The 14,182-nt window shown below is 72.1% G+C and carries 15 protein-coding genes; 5 read left to right on the top strand and 10 right to left on the bottom strand.

The features are described 5' to 3' along the window. Positions 1 to 45 precede the first annotated feature (45 nt). Positions 46 to 1,050, bottom strand: a complete 1,005-nt coding sequence (locus tag SCK26_RS25925) for a zinc-dependent alcohol dehydrogenase (protein WP_318203728.1) — start codon at positions 1,048 to 1,050, stop codon at positions 46 to 48. Next, positions 1,047 to 2,204 (bottom strand): mandelate racemase/muconate lactonizing enzyme family protein, encoded by a 1,158-nt coding sequence (locus SCK26_RS25930; protein ID WP_318203729.1) that lies wholly within the window; start codon positions 2,202 to 2,204, stop codon positions 1,047 to 1,049. Before SCK26_RS25930 ends, SCK26_RS25925 begins: the two co-directional genes overlap by 4 nt. 1,140 nt (positions 2,205 to 3,344) lie before the next feature. Between SCK26_RS25930 and SCK26_RS25935 the strand changes: the two genes are divergently transcribed. Next, positions 3,345 to 3,839: a hypothetical protein gene (locus SCK26_RS25935; protein WP_318203730.1), complete on the top strand. Its 495-nt coding sequence runs from the start codon at positions 3,345 to 3,347 to the stop codon at positions 3,837 to 3,839. A 78-nt stretch (positions 3,840 to 3,917) separates the two neighbouring features. Here SCK26_RS25935 and SCK26_RS25940 read toward each other — a convergent pair whose 3' ends face one another. Both SCK26_RS25940 and SCK26_RS25945 read right to left on the bottom strand, forming a co-directional pair. Next, positions 3,918 to 4,337, bottom strand: coding sequence for an organic hydroperoxide resistance protein (locus tag SCK26_RS25940; protein ID WP_318203731.1), 420 nt, complete (start codon positions 4,335 to 4,337; stop codon positions 3,918 to 3,920). A gap of 95 nt (positions 4,338 to 4,432) precedes the next feature. Then, positions 4,433 to 5,467: an NADP-dependent oxidoreductase gene (locus SCK26_RS25945; protein WP_318203732.1), complete on the bottom strand. Its 1,035-nt coding sequence runs from the start codon at positions 5,465 to 5,467 to the stop codon at positions 4,433 to 4,435. A gap of 91 nt (positions 5,468 to 5,558) precedes the next feature. Here SCK26_RS25945 and SCK26_RS25950 point away from each other — a divergent pair, with 91 nt between their 5' ends. Genes SCK26_RS25950 through SCK26_RS25960 form a run of 3 tightly spaced genes read left to right on the top strand, consistent with a single transcriptional unit; the run spans position 5,559 to position 7,452 of the window. Continuing rightward, positions 5,559 to 5,996 (top strand): MarR family winged helix-turn-helix transcriptional regulator, encoded by a 438-nt coding sequence (locus SCK26_RS25950; RefSeq protein ID WP_318203733.1) that lies wholly within the window; start codon positions 5,559 to 5,561, stop codon positions 5,994 to 5,996. A gap of 38 nt (positions 5,997 to 6,034) precedes the next feature. Continuing rightward, positions 6,035 to 6,841 carry an EI24 domain-containing protein gene (locus SCK26_RS25955; RefSeq protein WP_318203734.1) on the top strand — a complete coding sequence of 269 codons (807 nt, stop codon included), beginning with the start codon at positions 6,035 to 6,037 and terminating at the stop codon, positions 6,839 to 6,841. Continuing rightward, positions 6,838 to 7,452: a LysE family translocator gene (locus SCK26_RS25960; protein ID WP_318203735.1), complete on the top strand. Its 615-nt coding sequence runs from the start codon at positions 6,838 to 6,840 to the stop codon at positions 7,450 to 7,452. The genes SCK26_RS25955 and SCK26_RS25960 overlap by 4 nt, the downstream gene beginning before the upstream one ends. A gap of 267 nt (positions 7,453 to 7,719) precedes the next feature. Here SCK26_RS25960 and SCK26_RS25965 read toward each other — a convergent pair whose 3' ends face one another. Both SCK26_RS25965 and SCK26_RS25970 read right to left on the bottom strand, forming a co-directional pair. After that, positions 7,720 to 8,700 carry an aldose epimerase family protein gene (locus SCK26_RS25965; protein WP_318203736.1) on the bottom strand — a complete coding sequence of 327 codons (981 nt, stop codon included), beginning with the start codon at positions 8,698 to 8,700 and terminating at the stop codon, positions 7,720 to 7,722. Positions 8,701 to 8,715: 15 nt separating this feature from the next. Then, positions 8,716 to 9,597, bottom strand: a complete 882-nt coding sequence (locus SCK26_RS25970) for an SGNH/GDSL hydrolase family protein (protein ID WP_318203737.1) — start codon at positions 9,595 to 9,597, stop codon at positions 8,716 to 8,718. A 254-nt stretch (positions 9,598 to 9,851) separates the two neighbouring features. On the opposite strand from SCK26_RS25970, the gene SCK26_RS25975 reads away from it, so the two are divergent. Then, positions 9,852 to 10,346 (top strand): DUF3145 domain-containing protein, encoded by a 495-nt coding sequence (locus tag SCK26_RS25975; protein ID WP_318203738.1) that lies wholly within the window; start codon positions 9,852 to 9,854, stop codon positions 10,344 to 10,346. Between the two features lie 100 nt (positions 10,347 to 10,446). Here SCK26_RS25975 and fabF read toward each other — a convergent pair whose 3' ends face one another. The 4 genes from fabF to SCK26_RS25995 all read right to left on the bottom strand — a co-directional run bounded on the left by fabF (position 10,447) and on the right by SCK26_RS25995 (position 14,150). Beyond that, positions 10,447 to 11,709 carry a beta-ketoacyl-ACP synthase II gene (gene fabF, locus SCK26_RS25980; RefSeq protein ID WP_318203739.1) on the bottom strand — a complete coding sequence of 421 codons (1,263 nt, stop codon included), beginning with the start codon at positions 11,707 to 11,709 and terminating at the stop codon, positions 10,447 to 10,449. Between the two features lie 107 nt (positions 11,710 to 11,816). Next, positions 11,817 to 12,065, bottom strand: a complete 249-nt coding sequence (locus tag SCK26_RS25985) for an acyl carrier protein (RefSeq protein WP_318203740.1) — start codon at positions 12,063 to 12,065, stop codon at positions 11,817 to 11,819. A gap of 80 nt (positions 12,066 to 12,145) precedes the next feature. Beyond that, positions 12,146 to 13,213 (bottom strand): ketoacyl-ACP synthase III, encoded by a 1,068-nt coding sequence (locus SCK26_RS25990; protein ID WP_318203741.1) that lies wholly within the window; start codon positions 13,211 to 13,213, stop codon positions 12,146 to 12,148. A 10-nt stretch (positions 13,214 to 13,223) separates the two neighbouring features. Continuing rightward, on the bottom strand, positions 13,224 to 14,150 hold the full coding sequence (locus SCK26_RS25995; RefSeq protein ID WP_318203742.1) for an ACP S-malonyltransferase: 927 nt from the start codon (positions 14,148 to 14,150) through the stop codon (positions 13,224 to 13,226). Between the last annotated feature and the right edge of the window lie 32 nt (positions 14,151 to 14,182).

Raw genomic sequence — 14,182 nt, forward strand, 5'->3', positions numbered from 1 at the left:
ACGCCGGTCAGGGCGTCGTCAGGGAACACCCTGACCGGCGTACGTTCAGGGGCGGAGCAGCACCTTGCCCACCGTGGGATCACCGGCCCCCACCAGCTCGATGGCGCGCGGGAACTCGGTCAGCGGCAGCTCGTGCGTGACCAGCGGCAGCGGGGTGAGCAGTCCGGCGCCGAACACCCGCACGGCGTGCGCCCAGGCGTCCGGCGGCGCCCCGAAGACGGTGTGCACCTCCAGCTGCCGCACGACGAGATCGGTCGGGTCGAGCCCGTCCGCGCCCGGCGCCGGGATCCCGGTGAGGACCAGGCGCCCGCCGCGCCGCAGCAGCGCGGCGGCGGTGCGGGCGGCGGACGCGGACCCGGCGGTCTCGATCACCACGTCGAAGCCGCCGGGCAGCTCGCCGTCCTTCAGCCGGAAGTCGCTCGCCCCGAACCGCCGGGCCAGTGCCTCCCGGTCGTCGCGGGTGCCCACCACCAGCAGCTCGGCCGGCGAGGTGGCCGCGAGGAACTGCACGGCGAACATCCCGAGGGTGCCGGTGCCGACCACCGCGACCCGCTCGCCCGGCAGGGCCCGGGCCTTCAGCGCGGCGGCGGCGATACAGGCGGCCGGCTCCAGCAGCGCGGCGGCGGTGAGGTCGGCGTCGTCCGGCAGGACGTGCAGCAACCGGGCGGGCAGGGTGAGGGTGGCCGCCATGGCGCCCGGCCGGGTGAACCCGGTCTCCTCGTATCCGGCGGTGCAGAGCGTGGTCTCGCCGGCGTGGCAGCGGTCGCACACCTGGCAGTTGCGGAAGCCCTCGCCGACCACCTTGCGGCCGGCCAGCGAGCCGGGCACCCCGGGGCCCACCGCCGACACCGTCCCCGACCACTCGTGCCCGGGCACCAGCGGGTACGTCACGTACCCCTCGGGCCGGTTGCCCTGGTACACCTCGCGGTCGCTGCCGCAGATGCCGACCGCGTGCACGGCCACCAGCGCCTCGCCGGGGCCGGGCTCGCGCGGCGTGTGGGCCTCGACCCGGTGTGCGCCGGGCGCCTCGACGAGGACCTGGGAAGTCACTCGGTGCCCTTGGGGTTGCGCTTCTCCCAGCCCTCGGCCCACAGGTCGAAGTGGGCGCGCTGCTGCGGGAACTCGGCCGCCGCGTCGACGTCCAGCTCGACACCGAGACCGGGCGCGTCGGACAGGTGGAAGTAGCCGTCCACGACCTGCGGGGCGCCCTTGACCACCTTCTTGATCTCCGCGTCCGCGAAGTCGTTGAAGTGTTCGAGGATCTTGAAGTTCGGAGAGGTGAAGCCGACCTGGAGGGAGGCGGCGGTGAGCACGGAACCGCCCACGTTGTGCGGGGCGACCAGCATGTAGTGGGTCTCGGCGGTGGCGGCCAGCTTGCGGGTCTCCCAGATGCCGCCGATGTGGCCGACGTCGGGCTGGATGATGTCCACGGCCTGGCTGTCGAACAGCTCGCGGAACTCGATGCGGTCGTGGATGCGCTCACCGGTGGCGACCGGGATGTCGACCTTGGCGGCGACCTTCTCCAGCGCCTTCAGGTTCTCCGGCGGCACCGGCTCCTCCAGCCAGGCCGGCTTGAACGGCGCCATCTCCTTCGCCAGCCGGACGGCGGTGGCGGGGGAGAAGCGGCCGTGCATCTCCAGCATCAGCTCGGCGTCCGGGCCGATGGCGTCCCGTACGGCCTCGATGAGCGAGACGGCGTACAGGGTCTCCTTGTGGTCCAGCTCGAAGTGGCCGGTGCCGAACGGGTCGATCTTCAGCGCCTTGTAGCCGCGCTCCACGACTCCCTGGGCGGCCTTGTGGTACGCCTCCGGCGTCCGCTCGGTCGTGTACCAGCCGTTGGCGTACGCCTTGACCTTGTCGGTGACCTTCCCGCCGAGCAGCTGCCACACCGGCACGCCCAGCGCCTTGCCCTTGATGTCCCAGCACGCCATCTCGACCACCGCGATGCCGGACATGACGATCTCGCCGGCGCGGCCGTAGTCGCCGTACTTCATCCGGCGGACCAGGTCCTCGACGGCGAACGGGTCCGACCCGAGAATGTGGTTGGCCTCGGCCTCCCGCAGATAGCCGATCAGCGCGTCGGTGTGACCGAGCATCCGGGTCTCGCCGACTCCCGTGATCCCCTCGTCGGTGTGCACCTGGACGTAGGTCAGGTTGCGCCACGGCGTGCCGACCACGTGTGTGCTGATTCCGGTGATGCGCACGGCAGTTGCCCCTCAGCTGTTCGATATTTCGTCGCACGTTCGAAATGCTGGCGTGACAGTAAGGACGGGGCGGCGGGGGTGTCAATGGGTCGAACAGGTAACGGTTTCGGCACGGCTTTCGAAAGTTGTTTCGCTCTCGCACGGAACCTTCACAGCCGAGCCTGGTACCCCGGCCCGCGCGGACTCTAGTCTTCCCGCGTCATGGACTACTGCCACCCCTGCCGACGCCACCTGAACGGCGCCCTGGCCTGCCCCGGCTGCGGCACACCCGCCTCCGCCGCCCCGCCACGGGACGAGCCGGCCGGCGGGTCGGGGCCTTCGGGGGCCGCCGAGCGCGGCCAGGGAGTTGCCGAGGCCGGCTGGAACGGCCAGGATGCCGTCCGGGACGGCCGGGGGTTTGCCGTGGACGGCCGGGCTGAGGGGTCCTTCGGGGACGGACGGGCGTCTGCGGGGAGTGGCTGGGGTTCTGCCGGCGATGGCCGCACGCCCGCCGGTACTGCCGAGGGCGCCAATGGATGGGCTGCGGGCGACCGGGGCGGCTGGGGGTTTGCCGAGGGCAGCCATGCGCCCGCCGGGACTGGTGAGGGGTCCGCCGGGGACGGGTCGGCGTTCGCCGGGGACGGACGGGCGTCTGCGGGGAGTGGCTGGGGTTCTGCCGGTGATGGCCGCGCGCCCGCCGGTGCTGCCGAGGTTGCCTATGGATGGGCTGCGGGCGACCGGTACGGCCGGGAACCCGGGCGGGACGGCTGGGGAGTCGCCGAGGGCAGCCATGCGCCCGCCGGGGCTGGTGAGGGGTCCGTCGGGGACGGGCAGGCGTCTGCCGGCGATGGCCGTACGCCGGCTGGGGCCGGTCGGGGGCCCACCGGGGACGGGTCGGCGTTCGCCGGCGACGGGCAGGCGCCGGCCGGGAACCGGTACGTGTCTGACGAGGTCGGCCGCGTGTCCGCGCGCGGTGGCCATGGTCCCGCCGGGGCCGGCCGTGAACCTGCCGCAGCGTCCGGGGAGTTCGCCGACGACCACCTCGCGCCCGTCGGGGCCGGCGCCTCCGCCGGTGAGGGTGCCGGTGACGGGCGGGGCGCCGGGGGGAGCCGGCGGGAGCGTAAGGCGGTCGGGCATCGGCGGCGCCGGCGGCGGGTCGTCGTGGTCGTCGCCGGGTTCGTGCTCGCGGCCGGTGGGCTCAGCCTGGCGGAGCTGGGTGCCGACGCGCCCTTCTCGCCGTTCGCCGACGACCCCTCGGCCACGGCCGCCGAGACCGAGGAGACGGACGGCGGCGCCGGCTCCGCGGCGCCGGACCGTACGGCCGAACCGGTCGGCGCGACCTCCGCCGCCCTCCCGCCGGGCTCGGCCTCCGCCTCTCCGCACGCCTCGGCGTCGGGCTCCGCGTCCGCCTCGCCGTCCGCGCGGGACGAGGGCGACAAGGATTCCGCTTCCGCCTCGCCCCGCGAGTCCGGCGAACCGGGACAGTCGGCCACCACGGGGGCCACGGATTCCGGTACGCCGGCGACGACCTCCGCCGCCCCGGCTCCCACCACGCCCTCGACCACCGCCTCCACCGCGGCCCCGACGACCTCCGCCCCCACCCCCCGGCCCTCGCCCGTGAAGACCTGCGACCGCTTCCTGTGGTGGTGCGCCTGAGCACACCCGCGGCACGCGAACGAGGCGGCCGCATCCCATGTCCGGGGATGCGGCCGCCGTCGTGGCCGGCGGTGCGGGTCAGGCCAGCGTCACGGTGATGTCGCCGCGCGTCGCCTTGGAGTACGGGCACACCTGGTGCGCCTTCTCCACCAGGCCCCGCGCGGTCGCCGCGTCGACGTTCGGGATGTTCGCGGAGATCTCCACGATGATCCCGAACCCGTCGGCGTTCTTGCCGATACCGACCTTGGCGGTGACCGTCGACCCGGAGATGTCGGCGCCCTCCTCCCGGGCGACGACCCCCAGCGCCCCCTGGAAGCAGGCGCTGTATCCCGCGGCGAACAGCTGCTCCGGGTTGGTGCCGGCGCCGCTGCCGCCCATCTCCTCGGGCGGGTTGACGACCACGTCGAGCTTGCCGTCGTCGGTGGCGACCCGCCCGTCGCGGCCGTTCTCGGCGGTGGCGACGGCGGTGTACAGGACGTCGGACTGCGTGATGGGCATGCGGTTGTCTTCCTCCTCGGTCCGCGGCGACTCGCGCCCACGATCGCCGTCGGATTTTGGAAAGAAGTTACCGCATCGCGAAAAAACCGGAAAGGCTAGAGCTTGACGACCATCTTGCCGATGTTGTCGCCGCGCAGGACCCCGAGGAACGCCTCCAGGGTGTTCTCGACGCCCTCGACCACGGTCTCGCGGTACTTCAGCGCGCCCGAGGCCACCCACGGGCCGACCTCCTGGACGAACTGCGGCTGGAGGTCGTAGTGGTCGCCGACGAGGAAGCCCTCGATCCGGCCGCGGGTCTGGATCAGCCGGGCCAGGTTCTTCGGGCCGGGCGCGGGCTCGGTGTTGTTGTAGACCGAGATCATGCCGCAGACCGCGATCCGGCCGCCCTGGTTGAGCGACCCGATGGCCGCCTCCAGGTGGTCCCCGCCGACGTTGTCGAAGTAGACGTCGACGCCGTCGGGCGCCGCCTTGCGCAGCTGCTCGGCGACCGGACCGTTCTTGTAGTTGAACGCGGCGTCGAAGCCGTACTCGTCCACCAGCAGCTTGACCTTCTCGTCGGACCCGGCCGAGCCGATGACCCGGGAGGCGCCCTTGAGCCTGGCGATCTGGCCCACCTGGCTGCCCACGGCGCCGGCCGCGCCCGACACGAACACGCTGTCGCCCTCCTTGAAGGAGGCGGTGCGCAGCAGGCCGGCGTAGGCGGTCAGGCCGGTCATGCCGAGGACGCCGAGGTACGCCGACAGCGGCACGCCCTCGGCGGCGGCGTCGACCTTGACGGCGGGCACGGCCGTCGGCCCGACCTTGACGGCGTTCTTCGCGTCCACGACCGCGTACTCGCGCCAGCCGAAGAAGTGCAGCACGTGGTCGCCGGCCTCGATCCCCTCGGCCCGGGACTCGACCACCTCGCCGACCGCGCCGCCCTGCATGACCTTGCCCAGCTCGAACGGGGCGACGTACGACTTGGCCGCGCTCATCCGGCCGCGCATATACGGATCGACGGAGAGGTACTTGTTCCGCACCAGCACCTGGCCCTCGCCCGGGGCCGGGACGGGCGACTCGACGAGCGCGAAGTCCTCGGGCTTCGGCCAGCCGACGGGACGGCTGAGAAGGTGCCACTCGCGGTTGATCATGTCAGAGCCTTTCAGGGTGGTACTTCACTATCTGAAACAACCATGCGCCTTAATATTTCATGGTGTCAAGTAACCGGGTATCCTGGTCGGCATGTCCACCCCATCGAACGCCCGCCGCCCCGACCCCCTGACCATGGAGGTCGTCGAGCTGATCGGTGAGGTCGTGGCCCGCTTCTACGCGGACTACGAGGAGGCGGCGGGCGCGCACACCCTGACCGGCCCGCAGGCCAGGCTGCTCAGCCTGCTCTCCCTGGAGCCGCTGCCCATGCGCAAACTGGCCCAGAAGCTCAAGTGCGAGCCGTCGAACGTGACCGGGATCGTGGACCGGCTGGAGTCCCGGGGCCTGGTGGAGCGCCGCCCCGACCCGGCCGACCGCCGGGTGAAGGTGGCCGCCGCCACCGAGCGGGGCCGCGAGGTGGCCCGGGACCTGCGCGAGGGCCTGCGCTTCGCCCGCGAACCCCTCGCCGGCCTGTCCGAACAGGAGCGCCGCTCCCTGCGCGACCTGCTGCGCCGCATGCTCGGCGGCTGAGCCCCGCACCCTCCCGCGGAGCCAGTAAAGTCCTCCGCATGCGCGATCTCGGGGTGGGTTTCGGTTATCTGCTGAAGGGCCAGCGGTGGGTGACCCGGCACGGGCGCCGGTACGGCTTCGGCCTGCTGCCCGGGCTGATCACACTGGTGCTGTACGCCGCCGCGCTGGTCGCGCTGGCCCTGTGGGGCGACGACGCCGTCGGCTGGGCCACCCCGTTCGCCGACGACTGGTCCAGCCCCTGGCAGGGCCTGTTCCGCGGCTTCCTGACGGCCGTCCTGTTCGCGCTCGGCCTGCTGCTGGCCGTGCTCACCTTCACGGCCGTCACCCTGCTGGTCGGCCAGCCCTTCTACGAGTCCCTCTCCGAGCAGGTCGACGCCGACGTCTCGCCCGACGGCACCGCTCCCGAGTCCGGCCTGCCGCTCTGGCGCGAGCTGTGGATATCGGCGCGGGACAGCCTGCGCGTCCTGGTCCGGGCCGGGCTGTGGGGCGTGCTGCTCTTCGCGCTCGGGTTCCTGCCGTTCGTCGGGCAGACCGTCGTCCCCGTGATCGGCTTCTTCGTCACCGGCTTCTTCCTCACCGAGGAACTCGCCGCCGTCGCACTCCAGCGCCGGGACGTCGACCTGCGCGCCCGGCTCGCCCTGCTGCGCTCCCGCAAGACGCTGGTCTGGGGCTTCGGCACGCCCCTGGGCCTGGCCTTCCTGGTTCCGTTCGTCGCGGTGTTCCTGATGCCGGGCGCGGTCGCGGGCGCCACGCTCCTCGCCCGTGACCTGCTCGGCGAGGAGAACGCCGGCGACGGCTCCGCCGCCCCGGGCGGGCGGCCCGAAACGGAGGACGTGACCTCGTGACCCAGCTGCTCGCCGTCGCCGTCATCACGGTCCTCGCCGTGATCGCCCCCGGCGCCGACTTCGCGATGATCGTGCGCAACAGCTATCTGCACGGCCGCCGCACCGGCCTGTTCGCCGCCGCGGGGGTGGCGGCCGGCGTACTGGTCCACGTCTCCTACACCCTGCTCGGCGTCGGCCTGCTGATCGCCTCGTCCACCGTGGTGTTCACGGCCGTCAAGCTGATCGGCGCGGCCTACCTGGTCTACGTCGGCGTCCGCACCTTCCGCGCCCGCGGCGACGTCGAGGTCGACCTCGGGAACAAGACGGAGCTGTCCCCGTTCGCCGCGCTGCGCACCGGCTTCCTCACCAACGTCCTCAACCCCAAGACGACCCTGTTCGTCGTCTCCACCTTCGCCCAGGTCCTCGGCCCCGGCACCCCGCTGTACCGGCAGGTCGGCTACGGCCTGTTCATGTCGCTGGCCCACCTGGTGTGGTTCGGCGTGGTCGCCGCGTTCTTCTCGCACTCCCGGATGCGCTCCGTGATGCTGCGCGGCCAGAAGATCCTCAACAAGGCGATCGGCTCCGTCCTGGCCGGCCTCGGCGTCAGCCTCGCCCTGACCCCCTCGCACTGACCGCCCGGCGGGCCCTCGGCCTCGCCGGCTCCGGCTCACTGCCCTCGCCGACGCCCCGGCGCGCCGCCGGGACGCGGGACGGCACGACGAAGTCGTGGGCGTTTGTGAAGGGTTCGTACGAGATCTCCGCCGGCCGCTCGATCACCGGCCGCGGAGTCACCGCACCGATTAACGTCTGATCCGGGACACTCCCCGCACACCGCGGACAAAGTCCCCCACGAACAGCCCCGGTCCGGGACCTGACCCCTGGACCGGGGCTCACTGCTCTCAGCCGCGCACCCCGAAGCCGAACACCGTCTCCGAGCGGTAGGTCTCGCCGGGACGCAGGGTCGTGGTGGGGAAGTCGGGGCGGTTGGGGGAGTCCGGGAAGTGCTGGGTCTCCAGGGCCGTGCCGGCGTTCGGGGCGAACGGGCCGGACAGGTGGTCGCCCGTGTAGAGCTGGAGGCCCGGCTCGGTCGTGGACACCGTCAGGGTGCGGCCGGAGACCGGGTCGTGCAGCTCCGCCACCTCCTCGGGCGCCTCGGTCACGCCCTTGTCCAGCACGAAGTTGTGGTCGTAGCCGGCGCCGGCCGGGCGGGCCGCGCGGAAGTCGAAACGGGAACCCGACACGTCCGCCGGCGCCCCGGCGGGAATCAGGCCCGCGTCCACCGGCGTGTACCGGGACGCCGCGAGCCGCAGCTCGTGCCCGGCCGTGGCACCGGAACCGGCACCGCCCAGGTTCCAGTACGTGTGGTTGGTCAGGTTCACCACCGTCGGCGCGTCGGTGACCGCCTCGTAGGCGATCCGCAGCGCCCCCGACGCCGCCAGCGTGTACGTCACCGTCACCGCCAGCCGCCCCGGGAACCCCTCCTCGCCGTCGGGACTGACCCGGCTCAGCCGCAGCCCGTGCTCCACCGGCGTCACCTCCCACACGCGCTTGTCGAAGCCCCGCTCGCCGCCGTGCAGCGAGCCCGTGCCCTCGTTGCGCGTCACCGCGTACGTCCGGCCGTCCAGCGGGAACCGGCCGCCGCCGATCCGGTTGGCGTACCGCCCGATCACCGCGCCCAGATACGGCTCCGGATGCCTCAGATAGCCGTCCAGGTCCGGAAAGCCCAGCACCACGTCGGCCGTCCGTCCCGCCCGGTCCGGGACCTCGACCGACTGCACGATCCCGCCGTACGACAGCACCCGCACCCGCACCCCGCCGCGCTCCAGCGTCCAGCGACGCACCGGGGTGCCGTCGGAAAGTGTGCCGAAAAGTTCGTTCATGCGGGAAACCCTAGGTCACGGATTTCTGGCCGTGACCCTGCGGTACGCGATCTCCGCCAGCCGCGCCTGCCCGTCCTTGCTGGGGTGGAACCAGTCCCAGTGGCTGAGCTGGTCCGTGCCGAAGCGGTAGTCGTACACCGCGCCGCCGTCGAAGCGGCAGCGGCGGTCCTTGGCGCAGACCTCCTTCAGCACCTTGTTGTACTCCACCACCCGCTGCTGCACGGTGTCCCGGCGCAGCATCGCCGCGCTGGTCAGATCGTCCGCGTCGCCCAGCATCGACGGGCAGATGCCCAGCTTCCACACCTGCTTGCCCAGCACGTTCGACCGGCCCTCGGACCACAGCCGCTTCAGGTTCGGCACGCTCGACACGTACACCTGCGTCTTCGGCAGTGCCGAGCGCAGCGTGCGCATCGACTCCTCGAAGCCCGCGCGGAAGTCGGCCACCGACGTCATCGCCGACGCCGTGGCCCGGCAGGCGTCGTTCCCGCCGGCCATCACCGTCACCAACTCCGGTCGGCGCGCCACCGCCTGCGCCATCTGCCCCGGCAGGTCGGCCATGCGGGCCCCGGTCACCGCGTAGTTCCAGCTGTGCTCCGCCGCTCCCGTCGCGCCGAGCAGCCGCACCGCCAGGCTCTCCACCTCGGCGTCGCCGCCCGTCGCCCACGACGCCTCCGGACAGTCCGACAGCACCGTGCACGCGTCGAAGCCGCGGGTGATGGAATCGCCCACCGCCGCGACCGAGTTCGGACTGCGGTCCCACACCGGCGGCCGGGCCGCACGCGCCTTCGTGCCCTCGGACGCCGGCGAACCGCCGTCGCCCTGGCAGCCGGCGGCCCCCAGCACCACGGCCGCCGCGACGGCGAGAGCGGCTCGCACACGGTGGCTTCGCTTCCGCATCCCTGCTGTTCCCCTCGCTCGACGGTCCGGCCTTCCGCTATGACAACGACTGAGGGTTCCCGGCCCGGCGCCCGGGAACGGCCGACCCCCGTACAAGCGTCCCCCTGGGTGAATGGCGGCGGTTTCCTGGCATCGGGACCGACGGTACGTCACACTCCTTGCCCCGCCGCAAGGTAGCCTCGCCATCAACGCGGCCGTCCTGCCACTGCCGCCCAGCCAGTCCGCAAGATGTCCCGCTCTGCCCGGAGGTTCCGGTGACGACACGTGGAGTTCTGTACGTGCACTCCGCGCCGCGCGCGCTGTGCCCGCACGTCGAGTGGGCCATCGCGGGGGTGCTCGGCACGCGCGTCAGCCTCGACTGGATCCGGCAGCCCGCGTCCCCCGGCACCTGGCGCTCGGAGTTCTCCTGGCAGGGCCAGGCCGGCACCGCCTCCAAACTCGCCTCCGCGCTGCGCGGCTGGTCCCTGCTGCGCTTCGAGGTCACCGCCGAGCCGTGCCCGACCGCCGAGGGCGAGCGCTACAGCTGCACTCCCGACCTCGGCATCTTCCACGCCGTCACCGGCATCCACGGCGACATCCTGATCCCCGAGGACCGTCTGCGCGCCGCCCTGACCCGCTCCCAGCGCGGCGAGACCGACCTGGAGGCCGAGATCGCCAAACTCCTGGGCAAGCCCTGGGACGACGAACTGGAACCCTTCAGATACGCGGGCGAGGGCGCCCCGGTCCGCTGGCTGCACCAGGTGGTGTGAAGCTCCCCGGGCCAGTCCGCTCCCGGCGACGGGAGTCACCGGCAACGGCGAGGGCCCGGTCTCCACACCAGGAGACCGGGCCCTCGCACGTCACGGAAACTCAGACCGTACGGAACGCCAGCACCACGTTGTGCCCGCCGAACCCGAACGAGTCGTTCAGCACGGCGATCCGGCCCTCGGGCAGCGCCCGCGCCTCGCCGCTCACGATGTCCGCGTTGACCTCGGGGTCCAGGTCGTCCAGGTTGATGGTCGGCGGAGCCGTGCGGTGCACCAGCGCCAGGATCGACGCGACGGTCTCCACGCCACCGGCGCCACCGAGCAGATGACCGGTCATCGACTTGGTCGCGGAGATCGCCATGTGGTCGACGTCGTCGCCGAACACCTTCCGCAGTGCCTTGATCTCGGCCACGTCGCCCTGCGGCGTGGACGTGGCGTGCGCGTTGACGTGCACGATCTCGGCCGGCTTCAGGTCGGTGTTGTCCAGCAGGTTCTGCAGCGCGTGCGCGATCCCGTTGCCGGACGGCTCCGGCTGCGTGATGTGGTGCGCGTCGGCGGAGATGCCCTGTCCGACCGCCTCGGCGTAGATCCGGGCACCGCGCGCCTTCGCGTGCTCCTCGGACTCCAGGACGATCACACCGGCGCCCTCGCCTAGCACGAAGCCGTCACGGCCGGCGTCGTAGGGACGCGAGGCGCCCTGCGGGTCGTCGTTGTTCTTGGACATCGCCATCATGTTGCCGAACGCGGCGATCGGCAGCGGATGGATGGCGGCCTCGGTGCCACCGGCCACGACCACGTCGGCACGCCCGGTGCGGATCATCTCGACCGCGTACCCGATGGCCTCCGCGCCCGAGGCGCAGGCCGAGACGGGAGTGTGCACACCGGCGCGGGCACCCAGCTCGATCCCGACGTTGGCCGCCGGGGAGTTGGGCATCAGCATCGGCACGGTGTGCGGGGAGACGCGGCGTACGCCCTTCTCCTTGAGTACGTCGTACTGGTCCAGCAGGGTCGTCACGCCGCCGATGCCGGAGGCGATGACCGCACCGAGACGGTCGGGGTTCACGGACGCGTCCACCCCGGCCTTGGCGGTGAAACCGGCGTCCTTCCAGGCCTCCTGGGCGGCGATCAGCGCGAACTGCGCGGACCGGTCCAGCTTGCGGGCCTGCGGCCGGGGGATGATCTCGCCCGGCTCCACGGCGATCTGCGCGGCGATGCGGACCGGCAGCTGAGCCGCCCATTCCTGCTCCAGCGGGCTGACACCGGACGTGCCGGCGACCAGGGCCTCCCAGGACGAGGCTGCGTCGCCACCCAGCGGTGTGGTTGCGCCGATACCGGTGACGACCACGGTGCGATTGGTCGGGCTCACGGGAATTCTTTCTCCAACGGATACGGGGGAGGACTACCCCCGCCGGTGCGGGGATTACGGCGCCACCGCCGGGTGGCGGGGCCTTGCGCGCGGCCTACGCGGTGGTTTTAGTTCTGGTGCTTGAGGATGTAGTCGGTCGCGTCGCCGACGGTCTTGAGGTTCTTGACGTCCTCGTCCGGGATCTTCACGTCGAAGCGCTCCTCGGCGGCGACGACGACCTCGACCATGGACAGCGAGTCGACGTCCAGGTCATCGGTGAAGGACTTGTCCAGCTGGACGTCCTCGACCGGGATCCCGGCGATCTCGTTCACGATCTCGGCGAGACCGGCGACGATCTCTTCCTGAGTGGCGGCCATGTCAGGCGCTCCTTCTTGATATCCAGACGGGTTAATGGCATTTGTATCCGAACCGGACCGCATGATCCGGCACGGAGTGCCTAGGGGAGGGTAACGACCGTGGCGGCGTAGACGAGACCCGCCCCGAATCCGATGACGAGCGCGGTGTCGCCGCTCTTCGCCTCCCCGGTCGCCAGAAGCCGCTCCATCGCGAGCGGGATCGAGGCGGCCGAGGTGTTGCCGGTGGTGCGGATGTCACGGGCGACCGTGACGTGCTCCGGCAGTTTCAGCGTCTTCACCATCGAGTCGATGATCCGCACGTTGGCCTGGTGCGGGATGAAGACGTCCAGGTCGTCCGCGGTGATTCCGGCCGCGTCCAGCGCCTGCTGGGCGACCTTCGCCATCTCGAACACGGCCCAGCGGAACACCGCCTGGCCCTCCTGCGTGATCGCAGGGAACTTGATGTTGCCCTCGCTGTCGACGGGCAGTTCCGACAGGTCGCCGGAGGGGGTCCCCCCGCCCGAGCGGAGCCGAGGGTGGGGGAGGAACCGGTCCCAGGAGACGGTCTGCTTGATCGTCTCGGCCTTGTCGCCCTCGGAGCCCCACACGGTCGGCCCGATGGCCGGCTCCTGCGAGGGGCCCACGACGACCGCGCCGGCGCCGTCGCCGAACAGGAAGGCGGTGGCCCGGTCCTCCAGGTCGGTGAGGTCGCTCAGCCGTTCCACGCCGATCACCAGAACATGCTCGGCGGAACCTTCCACCACCATGCCCTTGGCGAGGGTGAGGCCGTAGCCGAAGCCCGCGCAGCCGGCCGAGATGTCGAAGGCGGCGGCCTTGGCGGTGCCGAGCTTGTCGGCGATCTCGGTGGCGATGGCCGGCGTCTGGCTGAAGTGCGAGACGGTCGAGACGACCACCGCGCCGATCTGCTCCGCGTCGATGCCGGCGTCCGCGATCGCCTTCCCGGAGGCCTCGATGGCCATCGCGGCCACGGTCTCCTCGGGACCGGCCCAGTGCCGGGTCTCGATGCCGGAGCGGGAGCGGATCCACTCGTCGGACGAGTCGATCTTCTCCAGGATCACCTCGTTCGGCACGACCCGGGTCGGCCGGTAACCGCCGACGCCGAGGATGCGCGCGTACGGGGCGCCCTTGCTGGGCTTGATCTTCGCCATGTACGGCTCCTTAGGCGCCGGTGTGCTCTGCGAACAGGGCACGGGCCGCTTCGAGGTCGTCGGGGGTCTTCAGCGCCAGCGTCGCGACACCGGGCAGGGCCCGCTTGGCCAGGCCGGTCAGCGTGCCGCCGGGGCACACCTCGACGATCGCGGTGACGCCCAGCTCCTTGAAGGTCTCCATGCACAGGTCCCAGCGGACCGGGTTGGCGACCTGGCCGACCAGCCGCTGGAGCACCTCGGCACCGGAGTCGACGGCGCGGCCGTCCTTGTTGGAGACGTAGGTCACCTTCGGGTCGGCCGGCGACAGCTCGGCCGCGGCCTTCGCCAGGGTCTCCACGGCCGGGGCCATGTGGTGGGTGTGGAAGGCGCCGGCCACCTTCAGCGCGACGACCTTGCGGACGCCCTCGGGCTTGTCCTCGTTCAGCGCGGCCAGCTGCTCCAGCGTGCCCGCGGCGACGATCTGGCCCGCGCCGTTGATGTTCGCCGGGGTCAGGCCCAGCCCCTCCAGGTGCGGGACGGTGACCTCGGGGTCACCGCCGAGCAGCGCCGCCATGCCGGTCTCGGTGACCGCGGCGGCGTCGGCCATGGCCAGACCCCGCTTGCGGACGAGACCGAGGGCGTCCGTGTCGTCCAGGACGCCCGCGAAGGCCGCGGCGGTGATCTCGCCGACGCTGTGGCCCGCGACCGCGCCCGGCGCGATCTCGGAGATGTCACCGAGTGCCGCGGCCGACAGCAGGCCCGCGGCGACCAGCAGCGGCTGCGCCACCGCGGTGTCACGGATGGCGTCGGCGTCGGCCTCGGTTCCGTAGTGGACGAGGTCCAGTCCGATGGCGTCCGACCAGGCGGCCACGCGGTCCGCGGCGCCGGGCAGGTCGAGCCAGGGAGTCAGGAAGCCGGGCGTCTGGGCGCCCTGGCCGGGAGCGACGAGTACGAGCACTCTCACACTCTCTCTTGGGGACGGCCGGGGCC

This window comes from Streptomyces sp. SCL15-4 (assembly GCF_033366695.1).
GTDB lineage: Bacteria > Actinomycetota > Actinomycetes > Streptomycetales > Streptomycetaceae > Streptomyces.

What these genes read in the sequence shown, in the direction of transcription:
- SCK26_RS25940 (WP_318203731.1), bottom strand. Translation starts at nt 4,337, where the DNA reads ATGCCCATCACGCAGTCCGACGTCCTGTACACCGCCGTCGCCACCGCC.
- SCK26_RS25955 (WP_318203734.1), top strand. Translation starts at nt 6,035, where the DNA reads ATGCGCGATCTCGGGGTGGGTTTCGGTTATCTGCTGAAGGGCCAGCGG.
- SCK26_RS25945 (WP_318203732.1), bottom strand. Translation starts at nt 5,467, where the DNA reads ATGATCAACCGCGAGTGGCACCTTCTCAGCCGTCCCGTCGGCTGGCCG.
- SCK26_RS25990 (WP_318203741.1), bottom strand. Translation starts at nt 13,213, where the DNA reads ATGGCGAAGATCAAGCCCAGCAAGGGCGCCCCGTACGCGCGCATCCTC.
- SCK26_RS25985 (WP_318203740.1), bottom strand. Translation starts at nt 12,065, where the DNA reads ATGGCCGCCACTCAGGAAGAGATCGTCGCCGGTCTCGCCGAGATCGTG.
- SCK26_RS25965 (WP_318203736.1), bottom strand. Translation starts at nt 8,700, where the DNA reads ATGAACGAACTTTTCGGCACACTTTCCGACGGCACCCCGGTGCGTCGC.
- SCK26_RS25950 (WP_318203733.1), top strand. Translation starts at nt 5,559, where the DNA reads ATGTCCACCCCATCGAACGCCCGCCGCCCCGACCCCCTGACCATGGAG.
- SCK26_RS25970 (WP_318203737.1), bottom strand. Translation starts at nt 9,597, where the DNA reads ATGCGGAAGCGAAGCCACCGTGTGCGAGCCGCTCTCGCCGTCGCGGCG.